The 15987-nt window shown below is 68.9% G+C and carries 17 protein-coding genes, 1 pseudogene and 1 riboswitch; of the genes and pseudogenes, 9 read left to right on the top strand and 9 right to left on the bottom strand.

Translation table 11 applies throughout. The features are described 5' to 3' along the window. Positions 1-113: 113 nt before the first annotated feature. A complete protein-coding gene (gene dnaB, locus OGH68_RS18480) occupies positions 114-1574 on the top strand; it encodes a replicative DNA helicase (protein WP_264250154.1) in 1461 nt (486 codons plus the stop codon). A gap of 114 nt (positions 1575-1688) precedes the next feature. On the opposite strand, the gene OGH68_RS18475 is transcribed toward dnaB, so the two are convergent. Beyond that, on the bottom strand, positions 1689-2267 hold the full coding sequence (locus OGH68_RS18475) for a TetR/AcrR family transcriptional regulator (RefSeq protein WP_264245389.1): 579 nt from the start codon (positions 2265-2267) through the stop codon (positions 1689-1691). A gap of 91 nt (positions 2268-2358) precedes the next feature. On the opposite strand from OGH68_RS18475, the gene OGH68_RS18470 reads away from it, so the two are divergent. Further along, positions 2359-2805 (top strand): DUF1772 domain-containing protein, encoded by a 447-nt coding sequence (locus tag OGH68_RS18470; RefSeq protein WP_264245387.1) that lies wholly within the window; start codon positions 2359-2361, stop codon positions 2803-2805. Positions 2806-2922: 117 nt separating this feature from the next. Then, positions 2923-4305 (top strand): serine hydrolase domain-containing protein, encoded by a 1383-nt coding sequence (locus tag OGH68_RS18465; protein ID WP_264245385.1) that lies wholly within the window; start codon positions 2923-2925, stop codon positions 4303-4305. 100 nt (positions 4306-4405) lie between these two features. Here the strand turns inward: OGH68_RS18465 and OGH68_RS18460 are convergent, their stop codons facing one another. Then, positions 4406-4873: a MarR family winged helix-turn-helix transcriptional regulator gene (locus OGH68_RS18460; RefSeq protein ID WP_264245383.1), complete on the bottom strand. Its 468-nt coding sequence runs from the start codon at positions 4871-4873 to the stop codon at positions 4406-4408. Between the two features lie 32 nt (positions 4874-4905). Here OGH68_RS18460 and OGH68_RS18455 point away from each other — a divergent pair. Further along, positions 4906-5028, top strand: a pseudogene (locus tag OGH68_RS18455) (IS110 family transposase); the annotation flags it as partial. Between the two features lie 118 nt (positions 5029-5146). On the opposite strand, the gene OGH68_RS18450 reads toward OGH68_RS18455, so the two are convergent. The 6 genes from OGH68_RS18450 to OGH68_RS18425 form a co-directional block, all read right to left on the bottom strand. Beyond that, positions 5147-6001, bottom strand: a complete 855-nt coding sequence (locus OGH68_RS18450) for a GNAT family N-acetyltransferase (RefSeq protein ID WP_264245381.1) — start codon at positions 5999-6001, stop codon at positions 5147-5149. Between the two features lie 4 nt (positions 6002-6005). Continuing rightward, a complete protein-coding gene (locus OGH68_RS18445; RefSeq protein WP_264245379.1) occupies positions 6006-6551 on the bottom strand; it encodes a DUF2269 domain-containing protein in 546 nt (181 codons plus the stop codon). Positions 6552-6684: 133 nt separating this feature from the next. Then, positions 6685-7164 (bottom strand): NUDIX domain-containing protein, encoded by a 480-nt coding sequence (locus tag OGH68_RS18440; protein ID WP_264245378.1) that lies wholly within the window; start codon positions 7162-7164, stop codon positions 6685-6687. A gap of 62 nt (positions 7165-7226) precedes the next feature. Further along, entirely contained in the window at positions 7227-8117 is an 891-nt protein-coding gene (locus OGH68_RS18435; protein WP_264245377.1) for a LysR family transcriptional regulator, read from the bottom strand. Positions 8118-8374: 257 nt separating this feature from the next. Beyond that, entirely contained in the window at positions 8375-9520 is a 1146-nt protein-coding gene (locus tag OGH68_RS18430) for a cystathionine gamma-lyase (protein WP_264245375.1), read from the bottom strand. A 2-nt stretch (positions 9521-9522) separates the two neighbouring features. Next, positions 9523-9900, bottom strand: coding sequence for a phage holin family protein (locus OGH68_RS18425; RefSeq protein WP_264245373.1), 378 nt, complete (start codon positions 9898-9900; stop codon positions 9523-9525). A 51-nt stretch (positions 9901-9951) separates the two neighbouring features. On the opposite strand from OGH68_RS18425, the gene OGH68_RS18420 reads away from it, so the two are divergent. From OGH68_RS18420 to OGH68_RS18405, 4 genes are all read left to right on the top strand, one after another. Next, a complete protein-coding gene (locus OGH68_RS18420; protein WP_264245371.1) occupies positions 9952-10269 on the top strand; it encodes a cupin domain-containing protein in 318 nt (105 codons plus the stop codon). Positions 10270-10397: 128 nt separating this feature from the next. Then, complete coding sequence (locus OGH68_RS18415) at positions 10398-10610, top strand: DUF5326 family protein (RefSeq protein ID WP_264250153.1); 213 nt, start codon at positions 10398-10400, stop codon at positions 10608-10610. Positions 10611-10868: 258 nt separating this feature from the next. Further along, positions 10869-11642 (top strand): IclR family transcriptional regulator, encoded by a 774-nt coding sequence (locus OGH68_RS18410; RefSeq protein WP_264245369.1) that lies wholly within the window; start codon positions 10869-10871, stop codon positions 11640-11642. Between the two features lie 132 nt (positions 11643-11774). Beyond that, positions 11775-12209, top strand: coding sequence for an SsgA family sporulation/cell division regulator (locus OGH68_RS18405; protein ID WP_264245367.1), 435 nt, complete (start codon positions 11775-11777; stop codon positions 12207-12209). A 22-nt stretch (positions 12210-12231) separates the two neighbouring features. Here OGH68_RS18405 and OGH68_RS18400 read toward each other — a convergent pair whose 3' ends face one another. Further along, positions 12232-13560: a YibE/F family protein gene (locus tag OGH68_RS18400; RefSeq protein WP_264245366.1), complete on the bottom strand. Its 1329-nt coding sequence runs from the start codon at positions 13558-13560 to the stop codon at positions 12232-12234. 71 nt (positions 13561-13631) lie between these two features. Beyond that, positions 13632-13764: riboswitch (TPP riboswitch) on the top strand. Here OGH68_RS18400 and thiC point away from each other — a divergent pair. Continuing rightward, entirely contained in the window at positions 13757-15550 is a 1794-nt protein-coding gene (gene thiC / locus OGH68_RS18395; protein ID WP_264245364.1) for a phosphomethylpyrimidine synthase ThiC, read from the top strand. (Overlaps the previous riboswitch by 8 nt.) The last annotated feature ends 437 nt before the right edge of the window (positions 15551-15987 follow it).

Below are 15987 nucleotides of genomic sequence, written 5' to 3'. Positions count from 1 at the left end.
TCAAGCGGAGCCGGGCGACTCGTTTTGTCAGTGTCGTGGCGTAGAAAGAGTGCCACGGCGTAGGTCCGTGGAGCGGACGGGAGGAGGTGGCCCGGGTGAGCATTTCCGAACCCTTGGACGACCCGTGGGCGGCCGAGAGTCCGGGGGACCGGCTCCCCGCCTCCCGTCAGCGTCGCAACGAAGGCCGCGGCCGCGAGGACCAGCACGACCGGGGGAGGGAGGGTGGCGGCTGGGACGGAGGGTCCCCAGGGTTCGAGCGCGTTCCGCCCCAGGATCTGGACGCGGAGCAGTCCGTGCTCGGCGGCATGCTGCTGTCCAAGGACGCCATCGCCGATGTCGTCGAGATCATCAAGGGCCACGACTTCTACCGGCCGGCCCATGAGACGGTCTACCAGGCCATCCTCGACCTGTACGCCAAGGGCGAGCCGGCCGACCCGATCACGGTCGCTGCGGAGCTGGTCAAACGGGGCGAGATCACCCGGGTCGGCGGAGCCCCGTATCTGCACACGCTCGTCCAGTCGGTACCGACGGCGGCCAACGCCTCGTACTACGCGGAGATCGTCCACGAGCGCGCCGTGCTGCGCCGACTCGTGGAAGCCGGTACCAAGATCACGCAGATGGGTTATGCCGCCGACGGGGACGTCGACGAGATCGTCAACTCCGCCCAGGCCGAGATCTACGCCGTCACCGAGCAGCGCACGAGCGAGGACTATCTTCCGCTCGGCGACATCATGGAGGGCGCGCTCGACGAGATCGAGGCGATCGGTTCGCGTAGTGGCGAGATGACCGGTGTGCCGACGGGCTTCACCGACTTCGACTCCCTCACCAACGGTCTGCATCCCGGCCAGATGATCGTGATCGCCGCCCGTCCGGCGATGGGAAAGTCGACGCTGGCGCTGGACTTCGCACGCGCGGCCTCCATCAAGAACAACCTGCCCAGCGTGATCTTCTCCCTGGAGATGGGCCGCAACGAGATCGCCATGAGGCTCCTGTCGGCCGAGGCCCGCGTGGCGTTGCACCACATGCGGTCCGGCACGATGACGGACGAGGACTGGACACGGCTGGCCCGCCGGATGCCGGACGTGTCGCAGGCGCCGTTGTACATCGACGACTCCCCGAACCTCTCCATGATGGAGATCCGGGCGAAGTGCCGCCGTCTCAAGCAGCGCAACGACCTCAAGCTCGTGGTCATCGACTATCTGCAGCTGATGCAGTCGGGCGGTTCCAAGCGGGCCGAGAGCCGCCAGCAAGAGGTGTCCGACATGTCCCGTAACCTCAAGCTGCTGGCCAAGGAGCTCGAGGTCCCGGTGATCGCACTGTCCCAGCTGAACCGTGGTCCCGAGCAGCGCACGGACAAGAAGCCGATGGTCTCGGACCTCCGCGAGTCGGGCTCGATCGAGCAGGACGCGGACATGGTGATCCTGCTGCACCGTGAGGACGCCTACGAGAAGGAGTCGCCTCGCGCGGGCGAGGCGGATCTGATCGTGGCCAAGCACCGTAACGGCCCCACCGCGACCATCACCGTGGCGTTCCAGGGTCACTACTCCCGGTTCGTCGACATGGCGCAGACCTGATCCAGCGTGAGGCGCACTGTTCAGCGCGCTCACTCACCGAGTCGACCCAAAGGGATGCCGTAGGAAAGCAGCCGGGTCGGAAGACCCCGGCGACTCGCCCACCCGGATGCTGCGTCAGATCAGGGCGAGCCGGTCCACCAGCAGCTCCACCCTCCGCTCGGCGTCCCCCGGCGGGAGCCGTTTTGCCCGGGTGAGGGTCGCCAGCCCGTGCAGGGCCGCCCAGAACACCTCGGTGAACAGCGCCGGGTGGACGCCGTTGCCGGCAACCTCGCCGAGGTTCTCCACCAGGGCGGCGAAGGCGTCCTTCAGAGGCTCCGGGGTGTCCTCCTTCGCGAACGCGAGGCCGCCGTCGAGCTGGAACATGGCGTCGTAGACCGCCGGGTTGCGTTCGGCGAAGTCGAGGTAGGCGCGGGCGAGGGTGGTGACCCGGGCGCGCGGGCCGTCCGCGGCGGAGGCCGCGGCCCGCAGCGCCGCGGCCATCTCGGCGGCACCCTCGAGGGCGACGGCGCCGATGATCTCGCGCTTGCCGCGGAAGTGGCTGTAGAGGACGGGCTGGCTGTACTCGATGCGCTCGGCGAGCCGGCGAGTGGTGACCGCGTCCCAGCCCTGACGCTCGGCGAGTTCTCGGGCCGTCGCCACGATGAGGCGTTCGCGGCCCGCCCGTTCGCGCTCCTTGCGTTCCTGTACCGACATGGGCCGATCCTATCAGCGCTAGACAATCGAGCGGCGACAGGACTAGCGTTGCCTCCTCTTCTAGCAGCGCTAGACCCTGGAAGGGTTCGTCATGCTCAACGCACTCGAGGTGTTCACCACCGTGGTCGTCGGCCTGATGGTGGGCGTGGAGTTCTCCGTCGCCTTCGTCATCAACCCGATCCTCAACGGGCTCCCCGAGGACAGCGGCGTGCTCGGCCGCGCCCACGGGGCCCGGCTGCTTGGCGCCCTGATGCCGGTCTGGTACATCAGCTCGCTCGTCCTCATCGCGGTCTGGGCCATCGCCGGATGGCACCACCACGGCACCGGCCTCGTCGTCACCGCCGCCGCGCTGCTGATCCTCAGCGTGGTCACGTCGGTCCTGCTGCTCGTCCCGATCAACAACCGGGGCAAGACGTGGACCGCCGACAGCCTGCCCGCCGACTGGAAGCAGCAGAGGAACCGCTGGGACCGGTACCACTACGTCCGGGTCGCCGTCATCATCGCCGCCTTCGTCCTGCTGGTCGCCGCCCTCGTCTGAGCCCGCGGGCCGAGACCGCCCAGGGGAGGGCGCTCCCCCCGAGGGCGGACGTCCACCCGCGCCGTGCGTGCCGGTAATGCGGTCGACGCAAGGGACCGGCACCGATAGACCTGCTGTATGACGTCACCTTTGGAAGAACTGCTCCCCGGTACGCGCCGGGCACTGCTGCACCGCATTGCCGTCGCCCAGAGCGAGGGCCGCGCTCCGTCCTTCGCCGCCGCCGTCCAGCGCGACGGACAGCTGGTGTGGACGGGATCCCGCACGTCCGTGGACGGGCACGCGCCGGACGCCGACACGCAGTACCGCATCGGTTCCATCACCAAGTCGTTCACCGCGGTTCTGGTGATGCGGCTGCGGGACGAGGGGCTGATCGACCTCGACGACGCCCTGGAGAAGCATCTGCCGGGCACCGGGGCCGGTGAGGCGACCATTGCTCAGCTGCTGGGCCACAGCGCGGGTCTGAGCGCCGAGGCGCCGGCGCCCTGGTGGGAGCGGACCCCCGGCTCGGCGCGTCCGGAACTGTCCGATGTGCTCGGCGACGGGGCGGGGATGCACCCTGCGGGCCGGCGGCACCATTACTCCAACCCCGGTTACACCCTGCTCGGTTCGCTGGTCGAAGCGGTCCGTGGGGTGTCATGGGAGGAGGCGTTGAGGCAGGAGATCCTCGAGCCGCTCGGGCTGACAAGGACGAGTACACAGCCGGAGGCGCCGCACGCGGGTGGTTGGGCGGTGCACCCGTGGGCGGACGTGATGCTTCCCGAACCCGCGGAGGACCTCGGGCTCATGGCCCCCGCCGGGCAGCTCTGGTCCACCGCCGCGGACCTGTGCCGGTTCGCCGCCTTCCTCGCCGAGGGGAACGACCTGGTGCTCGGAGCGGAGTCCGTGCGGGAGATGCGGACGCCGTCCGTGCCGCCGGAGGAGGGGGAGTGGAACGCGACGTACGGGCTGGGGCTTCAGATCGTCCGGAGCGAGGGACGCACCCTCGTCGGGCACTCCGGTTCCCTGCCGGGCTTCCTCGCCGGGCTGTGGGTGAGCGTGGAGGACGGGGTTGCCGCCGTGGCGCTGGCCAATGCCACCTCCGGCCCGCCGGTGGCAACGGTTGCCGCGGATCTCGTACGCATCGTCGCCGATGCCGAGCCGCGGATCCCCGAGCCGTGGCGCCCGTTGCCCGAGGTCGATCAGGGGCTGTTGGCGCTGACGGGCCCTTGGTACTGGGGGACCTACGCCTACGGTCTGCGTCTGGTCTCGGACGGAGGCCTGGAGCTGGAGCCGCTGCGGGGCGGGGGGCGCCGCTCCCGGTTCCGTTCCTGTGCGAAGGAGACCTGGACCGGTCTGGACGGCTACTACGCGGGGGAGACGCTGCGGGTCGTGCGCCGGGACGACGGTTCGGTGAGCCATCTGGATCTGGGCTCGTTCGTCTTCACCCGGGAGCCTTACGAGCCGGGGGACGCCGTGCCCGGAGGAGTGGACGCCGCCGGGTGGCAGGGGTTCCGTTTCTGATTCGCAGCCGCGTTTCACGTGAAACCGTCCGTCTCACGTGAAACGGGGCCGCGATCGGGCCGCCCGTGTTCGCCTGGCAACGGTCCGTCGACCGGCCGGCTCATGCGGCCGCGGCGGGAGCCTTGAGCTCTTCGACGGCCCTGACCAGCGGAGCGAGCTCGGGGTTCTTGGCGGCCTCGTCGAGGGCCTCGCGCAGCGCGGTGTCGTTGGTGGGCCGTGCCTCCGCGAGCAGTTGGAGGCCGGCCTCGCTCACGTCGGTGTAGATGCCGCGGCGGTCGGTCGGGCAGAGGTAGCGGGAGAGCAGGCCGCGGTCCTCGAGGCGGGTGACGAGGCGGGTGGTGGCGCTCTGGCTGAGGACGACGGCGTCGGCGACCTGCTTCATCTGGAGGTGGCCGCCCTCGCCGTCGTGCTGCCGGCTGAGCACGTCGAGGAGGGAATACTCGCGCGCGCTGAGGTTGTGCTCGGCCTCCAGGGCACGCTCGATGTGGGACTCGATCCGGCCGTGGAGCAGCGAGAGGGCGCACCAGCCCTGCGCGAGGGCGGTCAGGGCGGGGTCGGTCGCTGTCATGTGTCTCCTCCGTAAGTTGTTGGGCGGCCCGGGAGGGCTGCAAGCACGTCCAGGCCGTCATCGCCCTGGCCCGCCGACGAGCCGGCGTCCTGTGGGCCCTCCTGCGCGACGGACGACTCTTCACCCCCGCCCCGCCCGTCACGCAGGCGGCTTGACTTCTTCATTGAGACTCCTCGGTGTCGGAGCGGCTTACCCCCAGGGTAGGCCATGACTGCAATAGCCCGCGTTTGCAATCAAAAGGCGATCCCTCGCCAGGGATATGCGGCTCGCGGCCTACCCTGCGGCCACCGTCAGGGGCGCGAAGCGGCGCGTCCAGTCGCCAGGCAGCGCCGCGATACCGAAGGTCATCACGGCGTTGAAGGCGATCGGTGCCAGACCCTGCTCCTTCACCCAGGCCAGCAGCTCGTCGTGGCGTACGTCGATGTCCGTGCGCAGCGGCCGGTCAGTTCCAGCGGCCAAGGAGGAGATCAAGGCCTTCGCCGTCTCGGTGTCCCGGGCGATCAGCGGACCGACGACATGGGTATCCATGTTGGGCCACGCCGCCGCGTACCCCGTCAGCACTCCGTCCTCCTCCGTCACCCGGAGCTGGTCGGCGAAGGCCGGCAGCCGCACGATCATGTGGGTGCGGTCGAGACCGAAGACTTCGTGGTCGAGACGGAGTATCGCGGGCAGGTCCTCCGCCGTCGCCGGGCGGGTCTCCACCCGAGGCGGCGGCCCGGAAGGGGTGAAGTGGCCCCGGACCATCTCCGCGCGACCGGTGGTGGCGAAGCCCAGTTCCTCGTAGAGGGGCTTTCCGTAGGGGGTGGCATGGAGAGTGACGGGGAGAGTGCCGGTCTCGTTGAGGACGTGCTTCATCAGACGGCGTCCGACGCCCTGCCGGGCATGGCGCTCCGCCACCAGCACCATGCCGATGGCGCCGAGTCCGGTGCCGTAGCGGGTGAGCACGCAGGCGGTCACGAGCCCCTTGCCGGCCGGGTCGTCGATTCCGTAACCGGTACCTGCCGCGAGCAGCAGACCCCACTTGTGCTCCTCGCGAGGCCAGCCGCGGTCCTCGGACAGATCGGCACAGGCGACCAGGTCGTCCGTGGTCAGGTGCCGGATGGGTAGATCGGAGAGCGGTGTCTGCATGGCGTCAGGCTGACTGACGCAATGATCGTTCGTCCAGCACTTTTGGTGAACTGGCAGATACGCGCATTCGTCGCCCGCGTCGGGTGAGGCCCCAGGGCTTGAGGACCGAGATGACGGTCATGAACACATAGGCGGTCAGGGACACGGCCGGCCCCATGAGCAGGTCGCGGGGTTCGGCGACGGCTGCTCCGGCGGCGACCGTGTCGGCGGCCCTGCTGACATCCGGCCGGAGCATCACGACGGACGCTGTGGTGGTGGCAAGGGTCAGCCAGAACTTGATGAAGACCCAGCGGTGCCGGGCCAGGCCCCACTTCGTGCCCAGTGACAGTACGAGGCTGCTGGTCAGGGTGAGCAGTGCCACCGGCAGCACCAGCCAGTCGGTGAAGACCTTCATCGACCGGTACGACGCCTCGATCATGGCGGCCGATTCCGTGGTGCAGGCCGTGAGTGCCAGCGCCAGCAGGCCGAGGGTGAGACCCAGCCAGCCGGCAGACGCCGCGACATGTACAACGAGGGTGACCTGTCGAACGGGACGCTTGAGTGGTTTCACGTGAAACACGGTGCCTGTACCAGGCGTGCCGCTGCGTCTGACGAGGGGAGTAACCGCGGATACTTACCTCGGCGTACATGAGCGGATACTGACCTCGGCGTATACATGAGCAGACGCCCGCGACTCCCCGGCCTCAGCCAAGGTCGGGCGCGTGCATGGCCCGTACGCCTTCGATGTTGCCGTCCAGATAGTGGCGAAGCGACAGCGGCACCAGGTGCACGGCGGCGATCCCTACGCGGCTGAACGGCACCCGGACGATATGGTACTCGCCGCAGGGTTCGTCGATCTCAGGGCCGTGCCGTAGGGCGGGGTCCATGGACTCCAGGCGGCATACGAAGAAGTGCTGCACCTTCACACCGGTCACGCCGCCGTCCGCGATGTGCTCCACGGTGTCGACGAAGCACGGCACCACGTCCGTGATCTTGGCGCCGAGTTCCTCGTCGACCTCACGGTGGAGGGCGTCGACGACAGTGGCGTCCTCCGGCTCGACCCCACCGCCCGGTGTGAGCCAGTAGGGGTCCATCCCGGGCTTGGTGCGCTTGATCAGCACGAGGTCGTCGCCGTCGAGCAGGATGGCGCGTGCGGTGCGCTTGACCACCGGTCGTTCGGTCATGGCAAGAGAGTGGCCCATGTCTCCGCTTCTGAAACGCGCGCGGGCGTTCTGTGCCGTGTCCGTCACCAGTCGGCGGCCGCGCTCAGCAGCCCCTCGTGAGCCCGGGCGATGTGCGGGTGGGCGAGCGTACCGGTGCGTACGGCGAGGAAATAGGTGCGCAGCGGCGGCACCGGCGGGTCGAGGAGAGCGAGCACGCGCCCCTCCGCGAGGGCGTCCTCGCACAGATAGCGCGGCAGCACGGCGAGCCCGGCACCGGAGGCCGTGGTCTCCAGGACGGCTCTCAGGTCCGGTGCGATGACGGCGCCTGCCGCAGCCGGCGGGGAGTCGAAGACGGCGTGCCAGTACCGCGACACGAACGGCAGGGACTCATGGACCTCGACCACCGGGAGCTGCTCGAGGACGACATGCCCCTTGCGCAGGACCGAGGGCCCCAGATGCGCCGCCCACCGGGGAGCCGCGACGAGGACGTGCTCCTCGTCGCAGAGGGCCGTGGCGGTGAGCAGCCGGCCGCGTGGCCGGGCGGTGGTGATGGCGAGGTCGTGGTGGCCGGCCGCGAGCCCGTCGAGGGCCTCCTCCGCGTTCCCGAAGGAGGCGCGTAAGGAGAGCCCCTGGTTGATCAGCGGGGTGAGCGCGGGGAGCGCGCGGACGGAGGTGAATTCGGGCGGGCCGGCGAGATGGAGTGTGCGGGTTCCCATCCCGCTGTCGAGCCGGGCCTCGGCTATCTCGACGAGGGCGTCCAGGTGGGGAGCCGCCCGTTGGGCGAGCTCGTCGCCGATGGTGGTGGGGGTGACCCCTCGCGCCTGGCGCAGGAAGAGCGGCTTGCCCAGCTGGCGCTCCAGCGTGCGGATCTGACCGGTGACCGCGGGCTGGGAGAGTCCGAGCAGTGCGGCGGCGCGCGTGAAGGACCCGGCCCGGTGCACGGTGACGAATGTGCGCAGCAGGGCCAGATCCATGCCATGCCCTTCCCGATCCGACGTTGCCCCCCGAACCCGGCCAACTATAAATAAGTCGATAGGTCTCTGTCGCTACCGTGATTGGACACTGACGCTGAGTCAACTAGCCTTGTCGGCACGGTTCTTGGTGCACGGGAACCGGGGCGGTCCGAGTCATGAGGGGGGAGGCTCGGACCGCCCGTCGCACGTGACGCGGCGGTGGGCCGTACCGCTGTCCGTGGCCGCGTGTTCCACGCGGGAGGCGCGTCTCGTGCGTTCTACGCCGGAGGCGCGGCCCCGTCCAGCGCCCGCAGCACGTCGGCCACCAGGTCCTCGCCGTCCTCCGCGCCGGCCGAGAGGCGGATGAAACCCTCCGGGACGGCGTCGCCGCCCCAGCGGCCGCGGCGCTCGGCGGTGGAGCGCACTCCGCCGAAGCTGGTCGCGTCGTCGACCAGGCGAAGCCCCTCGAGGAAGCGCTCCGCGTGGTCGCGGTCGGGCAGGCAGAAGGAGACCACGCAGCCGAAGCGCCGCATCTGCCCCGCCGCGATCTTGTGCGAGGGGTCGGTCGGCAGCCCTGGATGGCGCAGGCCGCTGACCTCCGCCCGGCCGGCGAGCGCCCGGGCGACGGCCAGCGCGTTCGCGCTCTGCCGGTCGGCGCGCAACTGCAGGGTGGCGAGCGACCGGTGCGCGAGCCATGCCTCCATCGGGCCGGGGATCGCCCCGACGATCTTCCGCCAGCGCCGTACTCCGGCCGCGAGCAGCGGGTCACGGCAGGTCACGTGCCCGAGCAGGATGTCGCCGTGGCCGGTCATGCCCTTGGTGTCGCTGGCCACGGAGAAGTCGGCGCCCAGTTCGAGGGGTCGCTGACCGAGCGGGGTGGCCAGTGTGTTGTCGACGGCGACGAGTGCGCCTGCCGCATGCGCCGCGTCGGCGAGCCGCCGCACGTCGCACACGTCGAGACCGGGGTTCGAAGGGGTCTCGATCCACAGCAGCCGGGCCCCGTCGAGCAGGGCCGCCTGGGCGTCACCGCCGGTGGGGGCCGTGCGGACCTCGATGCCGAAGGCCCGCAGCTGCTCGTGGACCAGCGGCAGGGCCTGGTATCCGTCGTCGGGCATGACGACGGCGTCCCCCGTGGTCAGCTGCGACATGAGTACGGCGGAGATCGCGGCCATGCCCGAGGCGAAGGAGACGGTCTCGACCGTCTCACCGGGGGCCTCCAGCTCGCCGATGGCCCGCTCCAGGTGGGTCCACGTCGGGTTCTCGTCCCGGCCGTAGGTGTACGGGCCGGTCGGTTCACCGGGCAGGTGGAAGTGGGCGGCGAAGACCGGTCCGGGCAGGGTCGGTTCGTACTTCACCGGCTCGGGCAGCCCGGCCCGTACCGCCGTGGTGCCGTCCCCGTGGGGAGTGGCGGTCAGATCGCTCATGTTCAGTCCTTGTCGGGCAGGACGAGGTTCAGCGCCCAGGAGACGATGGAGATGATCAGGCCGCCGAGAACCGCTGTCCAGAAGCCCTCGACGTGGAAGCTCAGGTCCAACTTGTCGGCGAGCCACGACGTGAGCAGCAGCATCAGGGCGTTGATCACCAGAGTGATCAGACCGAGGGTGAGGATGAACAGCGGCAGGGTGAGCAGCTTCACCACGGGCTTGACAAGGAAGTTCACCAGGCCGAAGAGCAGCGCGACCAGGATCAGCGTCCACGCCTTCTTGCCGGTGCTGTCACCTGTCAGTGTGATGTCCTGCAGCAACCACACGGCCACCCACAGGGCACCTGCGTTGGCGATCGTCTTGACTAGGAAATTCATCATGTGTCTGATCGTGGCAGACGTGATCGGACCAAGTGCAGGGGCGGGACCGCGATGAAGGCATTCCGATTGGACGACCTGGAGGCGGAACGCGCCGCGAACGACGGGGCGTATCTGCAGTTCCTGCGCGAACGGAACATGTCGGTCGGTCTGTACGCGCTGGACGCCGGTCAGATCGACCCGCAGCTCCCCCACAAGCAGGACGAGGTCTACTTCGTGGTGAGCGGCCGGGCGGCGATCACCGTGGGGATGGAGACGACGCAGGTCGCGCGGGGCAGCGTGGTGTACGTGCCGGCGGGGGTGCCGCACAAGTTCCACCACATCAGCGAGGACTTGCGGGTCATGGTGGTCTTCTCTCCGCCCGAGAGCTGAGGTCCTGCCCTGTCTGTACCTAGGGGACCGATCAGGGGAGTTCAAGGGCTCGCGGCCCCCTGCCGACGCAGCCGGCCGCCTAGCATCAAAGGCAGGCAATCCGGAGAAACGAGGTAGAGACGATGGCTGTGCAGGAGCTATTCGCGGGTATGCCGTGGTGGGTGAAGTGGGTCGCGGTACCGGTGATCGCGCTGCTCGTTTTCGGCGGACTCATCATGAGCGTCGTCGGATTCGTGATCGGGCTGCTGTTCAAGCTGCTGGTGTTCGTCGCCCTTGTCGGCGGACTGGTGTTCCTGGTACGGAAGTTCATGGCCTCCTCCGATTCGCGCGGTGAGTGGTAGCGGGACGGGCCGCCGCAGCGGCGGCCGTTAGCCCGGCCGGGGGAAACGGCCGGGCTCTCCCCGTGTTCCGGCCGATGCTGCCATTAGAGTGGTTCAACGCTGCCGCCCTCGGGAAATGTCCGGAGCGGGATCGCTCTCACCAGCGCTTCGGTGCATCACGGGGCTGAATGACTGTTCCCTGACCGGGGCCGCGGCGGCCGCGCGGGGGCGGCCCCCGCGGGCGGGCGCGATGCCCGTCACCACGCCTGGGGGTGACCTGTGGCCGGGGCAACGAAAGTCGCTCCTGAACCGACCCTGATCGGCTCTGTTCAGCGGGCACTGAGACTGCTGGAAGCCGCCGGCGCGCATCCGGACGGGGCCCCCGCCAAGGTGCTGGCGCGTGAAGCCGGAATCTCCCTGCCGACCGCCTACCATCTGCTGCGCACCCTGACCCACGACGACTACCTGCGGCGCCACAGCGGCCTGTATCTGCTGGGGGACGCGGTGGAACGGCTGGTCACCGGCGGGGCGATGCAGAATCGTCGCGGCACCCTCGAGGAGTCCCTCGCCCACTGGCGGGACGCGATCGGTGTCCCTGTCTACTTCGCCGTCTACCACGAGGGCGAGATCGAGATCGTCGCGGTCTCCGACACGCCGTACGCGCCGGCGGTGACGGAGTGGGCGGACTTCCGTGAGACCGGGCACGCGCACGCGCTCGGCCAGTGCCTGCTGGGTCAGCTCGACGAGTCGGCACGCCGGGAGCATCTGAGCCGCCATCCCGTGCAACCCGTGACGCCGTACACCGTGCCCGACCGGCGCACCCTGCTCGAGCGGCTCGCCGCCCGTCCGCGCGCGCACCCGGTCGTGGAACGACAGGAATATGCAATTGGCACAGTCTGCGCGGCTATTCCGATCACTGGCTGTTCCGGCGCCGCGACAATGGCCATTTCGCTGCCCGTCCACCAAAAGGCCAGACTGCTTCCCGCGGTTGAGCAGTTGCGCACAGGAATCGGTGGGCTGTTGGGGTCACTTGCCTTCTCTATCAGTATCTGAAATATCACTCCTTGTGATCTGCTAGTCCTTCGACCACGATGACGCGAGAGGGCCCAGGGATCGATCCTTGCCGTTTTCTTCTGCTTTTCCAGTACGGGTTCATTCAATGCTTCATCTGCTGCGGGGTATGTGATGCGCGAGTCGGTCCAGGCCGAGGTTCTGATGAGCTTCCTCGTCTCCGAGGAGCTCTCCTTCCGGATTCCGGTCGAACTGGGTTATGAGACGGGCGATCCGTACGCGGTGCGGATGACCTTCCATCTGCCCGGTGATGCTCCTGTGACCTGGGCATTCGGCCGGGAGCTGCTGCTCGACGGGATCAACTGGCCGAGCGGGGACGGTGATGTGCACATCGCGCCCGTCGGGCCGGAGAGCCTCTCGGACGTCCACATCAGGCTCCGTGTCGGGCAGGATTCGGCACTCTTCCGAGCAGGCGCGGCACCGCTCGTCGCCTTCCTCGACCGCACCGACAAACTGCTTCCCATGGGGCAGGAGCTCACGCTGGGTGACTTCGACGTGAACCTGGAGGAGGCGCTCGGGCGGATCCTCGCCGAGGAGAACGCCGGCTGACACGTCCCCGACTCCCCCGGCGTCACCGCTTGCGCCGCCGCCCCCTGCCCGTGCGGGCCGGTGAACCGTCCGTCCCCGCCGCCGGGCCGGAGCGGTCGGCGGAGACCACCAGGGTGGCGAGCGCAGTCGTCACCGGCACCGAGGCGACCAGCCCGATCGAGCCCACCAGGGTCCGTACGATCTCCTCCGCCACCAGCTCGCTGTTGGCGACGGTACCCACGCTGGACTGGGCGATGGAGAAGAGGAGCAGCAGGGGCAACGCGGCGCCGGCGTAGGCGAGTACGAGGGTGTTGACGACGGACGCAATGTGGTCGCGGCCGATGCGGATGGCGGAGCGGTAGAGGGCACGGGGGCCCATCTCCGGATCGGCCTGGTGCAGTTCCCAGACCGCCGAAGTCTGCGTCACCGTCACGTCGTCGAGCACGCCGAGCGAGCCGATGATCACGCCGGCGAGCAGCAGACCGCTCATGTCGATCTCCGGATACAGACCGTGGATCAGACCGGTGTTGTCGTCGGTGTTGCCGCTCAGGCTGGCCCAGCCGATGAACAGCGAACCGAGAAGCCCGATCAGCAGCAGGGAGATCAGGGTCCCGAGCACCGCGACGGACGTCCGCGCGGTCACCCCATGACACAGATAGAGCGCGATCAGCATGATGGCACTCGCCCCGACCACCGCCACGACCAGCGGATTGGACCCCTGCAGGATCGCGGGCAGGATGAACAGCGTCAGCAGGGCGAACGAGACCACGAGAGAGATCAGGGCCATCACACCGCGCATCCGGCCCACCAGCACCACCACGACGGCGAAGATCGCCGCCAGCAGCGCCATCGGGAGGCCGCGGTCGATGTCCGTCACCGAGTACTGGAGGTCGCGGGGGGCGTCGGGGGCGTAGGCGACGACGACGCCCTGCCCCTCCTTCAACTGCCGCGGTGCGTCCGGCTGGACGATCTCGACGAAGGTACGGCCCTTGTCCTTGCCCGTGGTCACCTCGACGGTCGCCCTGGCGCAGAGGCCCTGCTGCGAGTTGACCGCCTCGCGCCCCTGGGGTGTGGAGGTATCACCGGTCGGCGGGACCTGGGCGGCGTTGACGTCCTTGCAGTCGATTCTCTCGAGCGACACCACCTTGCCCTGCTCCGTCTGCCGGTCGAAGCCGACTCCGGTGCGCTCGTGCCCGGGTGCCCCGCCGGGCCACAGGACGGCGAGCCCGACGAGGACGGCCGTCGCGAAGGGGATGAGCACGGCCGCGATGACTCGGCGAAGGTGCTGGGAGACCGGCGCGGCGGGCCCATGAGCGTGCGCATGACTGTGGGCCTGGCCGTGCGGTTCTGGGGGCTGCTGCGATGAAGTCACGGACCGATCATCGCAAGAGCAGGAGGGGCCCTCTGTTCAGCGCGCCAGACATGACGCTAGCGTGGTGGCACCTTTGCACACGCGGGAGCTCGGAGCACCGGGCTGAGAGGGCGCTGACCTCCGTACATCCGTACGGGACAGCTGCGCCGACCGCCGAACCTGTTACCGGGTAATGCCGGCGTAGGGAGTAGGTCTCATGACCGTATCGGACGCACGCACGCCTGCCTCGAACCAGAACGACGAGGCCGGGAAGTCCATCGGCTGGCACAAGGGATACGTCGAGGGCTCGCGCCCCGACCTCCGTGTGCCGGTGCGCAAGGTGCACCTCACCAACGGCCGGGACGTGACGCTGTACGACACCTCCGGCCCGTACACCGACCCGAACATCGAGACGGACGTACGCCGCGGTCTGCCCCCGCTCCGGGAGAACTGGATCATCAGCCGCGGCGACACCGAGGAGTACGCGGGCCGGGCCGTCCGGCCCGAGGACGACGGGATCAAGCACACGTCGCCGCGCGGCGGGCTCCGCAACCTGGACGCGGTCTTCCCCGGCCGCCCGCGTCAGCCCCGCCGCGGGCGCGACGGCCGGGCCGTGACTCAGCTGGCCTACGCGCGCCGGGGTGAGATCACCCCGGAGATGGAGTACGTCGCCATCCGGGAGAACGTCGCCCCCGAGGTGGTGCGCGAGGAGATCGCGGCCGGGCGGGCCGTTCTCCCGGCGAACGTGAACCACCCCGAGATCGAGCCGATGATCATCGGCAAGCGGTTCCTCGTGAAGGTCAACGCCAACATCGGCAACTCCGCCGTCACCTCCTCCATCGAGGAGGAGGTCGAGAAGATGACCTGGGCGACCCGCTGGGGAGCCGACACGGTCATGGACCTGTCCACCGGGCGCAACATCCACACCACCCGCGAGTGGGTGCTGCGCAACTCCCCCGTGCCGATCGGCACCGTGCCGCTGTACCAGGCGCTGGAGAAGGTCGACGGCAAGGCCGAGGAGCTGACCTGGGACGTCTACAAGGACACGGTCATCGAGCAGGCCGAGCAGGGCGTGGACTACATGACGGTCCACGCGGGCGTGCTGCTGCGCTACGTACCGCTGACGGCGCGCCGCAAGACCGGCATCGTCTCGCGCGGCGGCTCGATCATGGCGGCGTGGTGCCTGGCGCACCACAAGGAGTCGTTCCTGTACGAGAACTTCGAGGAGCTCTGCGAGATCCTCGCCGCGTACGACGTGACGTACTCCCTCGGCGACGGCCTGCGGCCCGGGTCCATCGCGGACGCCAACGACGAGGCGCAGTTCGCGGAGCTCAGGACGCTCGGCGAGCTCAACTCCGTCGCCAAGCGCTTGGGCGTGCAGACCATGATCGAGGGGCCGGGACACGTCCCGATGCACAAGATCAAGGAGAACATCGACCTCCAGCAGGAGATCTGCGAGGAGGCGCCGTTCTACACGCTCGGCCCGCTCACCACCGATGTCGCTCCGGCGTACGACCACATCACCTCCGGCATCGGGGCGGCGATGATCGCCTGGTGGGGCACGGCCATGCTCTGCTATGTGACGCCCAAGGAGCACCTGGGCCTGCCGAACCGCGACGACGTGAAGACCGGCGTCATCACCTACAAGATCGCCGCGCACGCGGCGGACCTCGCCAAGGGGCACCCGGGGGCGCAGGAGTGGGACGACGCGCTGTCCGACGCCCGCTTCGAGTTCCGGTGGGAGGACCAGTTCAACCTGGCTCTCGACCCGGACACGGCACGGGAGTTCCACGACGAGACGCTGCCCGCCGAGCCGGCGAAGACCGCGCACTTCTGCTCGATGTGCGGTCCGAAGTTCTGCTCGATGAAGATCAGCAGAAGCATCACGGAGCAGTTCGCCGCGGACCCGACTCCCTCGGCCTCGGCCGAGGACGTCGAGGCGGGGATGCTGGAGAAGTCCAGGGAGTTCGCGGCGGGCGGCAACCGGGTGTACTTGCCGCTTGCGGACTGACGGTGACGTCTTACGGCGGTGCCCCGTGGTTCGATCGGTCATGGGACACCGCCTTTCGCCAAGAGCGCTGTGCGTATTCCGATGGGCAGGTTCGCGGGGGCAGCCGGTCTATCGGCGTATCTTCGCAAGAATGGTTGTAATGACCGGCCCCCACCTAATGGCGTAGCGGTTTCACTCGAATGTCAGGCATCAGGGCTAGTGGAACGCTCGTTGTTAGGAATATGACGAGAGCACAGCTTTCCCCCGAGATCGGGGCCCGACGTACGGCCGGCACGGAGGCGGTCCCAACGGGCGCGTGGGCGTTGGATCCCCGCTCTGCGGAGGGCGTGGCAGAGAGTAACGCGACGCTCCACCAAGAAGAGGATCGAATCGACCCGGCGCACGCTTCTTCCCTGCTGAACGACTTTCTGGTGTTGATCGGCCGTATTCAGGCCGAT

Origin of the sequence: Streptomyces peucetius, from assembly GCF_025854275.1 — a bacterium.
Lineage (GTDB): Bacteria > Actinomycetota > Actinomycetes > Streptomycetales > Streptomycetaceae > Streptomyces > Streptomyces peucetius_A.
This window is presented reverse-complemented; position numbering and strand designations above follow the sequence as displayed.

Bases quoted from the DNA above. Each gene is read 5' to 3' on its own strand.
- OGH68_RS18450 (WP_264245381.1), bottom strand. From the start codon at position 6,001: ATGCAGACACCGCTCTCCGATCTACCCATCCGGCACCTGACCACGGAC.
- thiC (WP_264245364.1), top strand. From the start codon at position 13,757: ATGACCGTATCGGACGCACGCACGCCTGCCTCGAACCAGAACGACGAG.
- OGH68_RS18420 (WP_264245371.1), top strand. From the start codon at position 9,952: ATGAAGGCATTCCGATTGGACGACCTGGAGGCGGAACGCGCCGCGAAC.
- OGH68_RS18460 (WP_264245383.1), bottom strand. From the start codon at position 4,873: ATGACAGCGACCGACCCCGCCCTGACCGCCCTCGCGCAGGGCTGGTGC.
- OGH68_RS18470 (WP_264245387.1), top strand. From the start codon at position 2,359: ATGCTCAACGCACTCGAGGTGTTCACCACCGTGGTCGTCGGCCTGATG.
- OGH68_RS18430 (WP_264245375.1), bottom strand. From the start codon at position 9,520: ATGAGCGATCTGACCGCCACTCCCCACGGGGACGGCACCACGGCGGTA.
- OGH68_RS18405 (WP_264245367.1), top strand. From the start codon at position 11,775: ATGCGCGAGTCGGTCCAGGCCGAGGTTCTGATGAGCTTCCTCGTCTCC.
- OGH68_RS18475 (WP_264245389.1), bottom strand. From the start codon at position 2,267: ATGTCGGTACAGGAACGCAAGGAGCGCGAACGGGCGGGCCGCGAACGC.
- OGH68_RS18440 (WP_264245378.1), bottom strand. From the start codon at position 7,164: ATGACCGAACGACCGGTGGTCAAGCGCACCGCACGCGCCATCCTGCTC.
- OGH68_RS18435 (WP_264245377.1), bottom strand. From the start codon at position 8,117: ATGGATCTGGCCCTGCTGCGCACATTCGTCACCGTGCACCGGGCCGGG.
- OGH68_RS18425 (WP_264245373.1), bottom strand. From the start codon at position 9,900: ATGATGAATTTCCTAGTCAAGACGATCGCCAACGCAGGTGCCCTGTGG.
- OGH68_RS18465 (WP_264245385.1), top strand. From the start codon at position 2,923: ATGACGTCACCTTTGGAAGAACTGCTCCCCGGTACGCGCCGGGCACTG.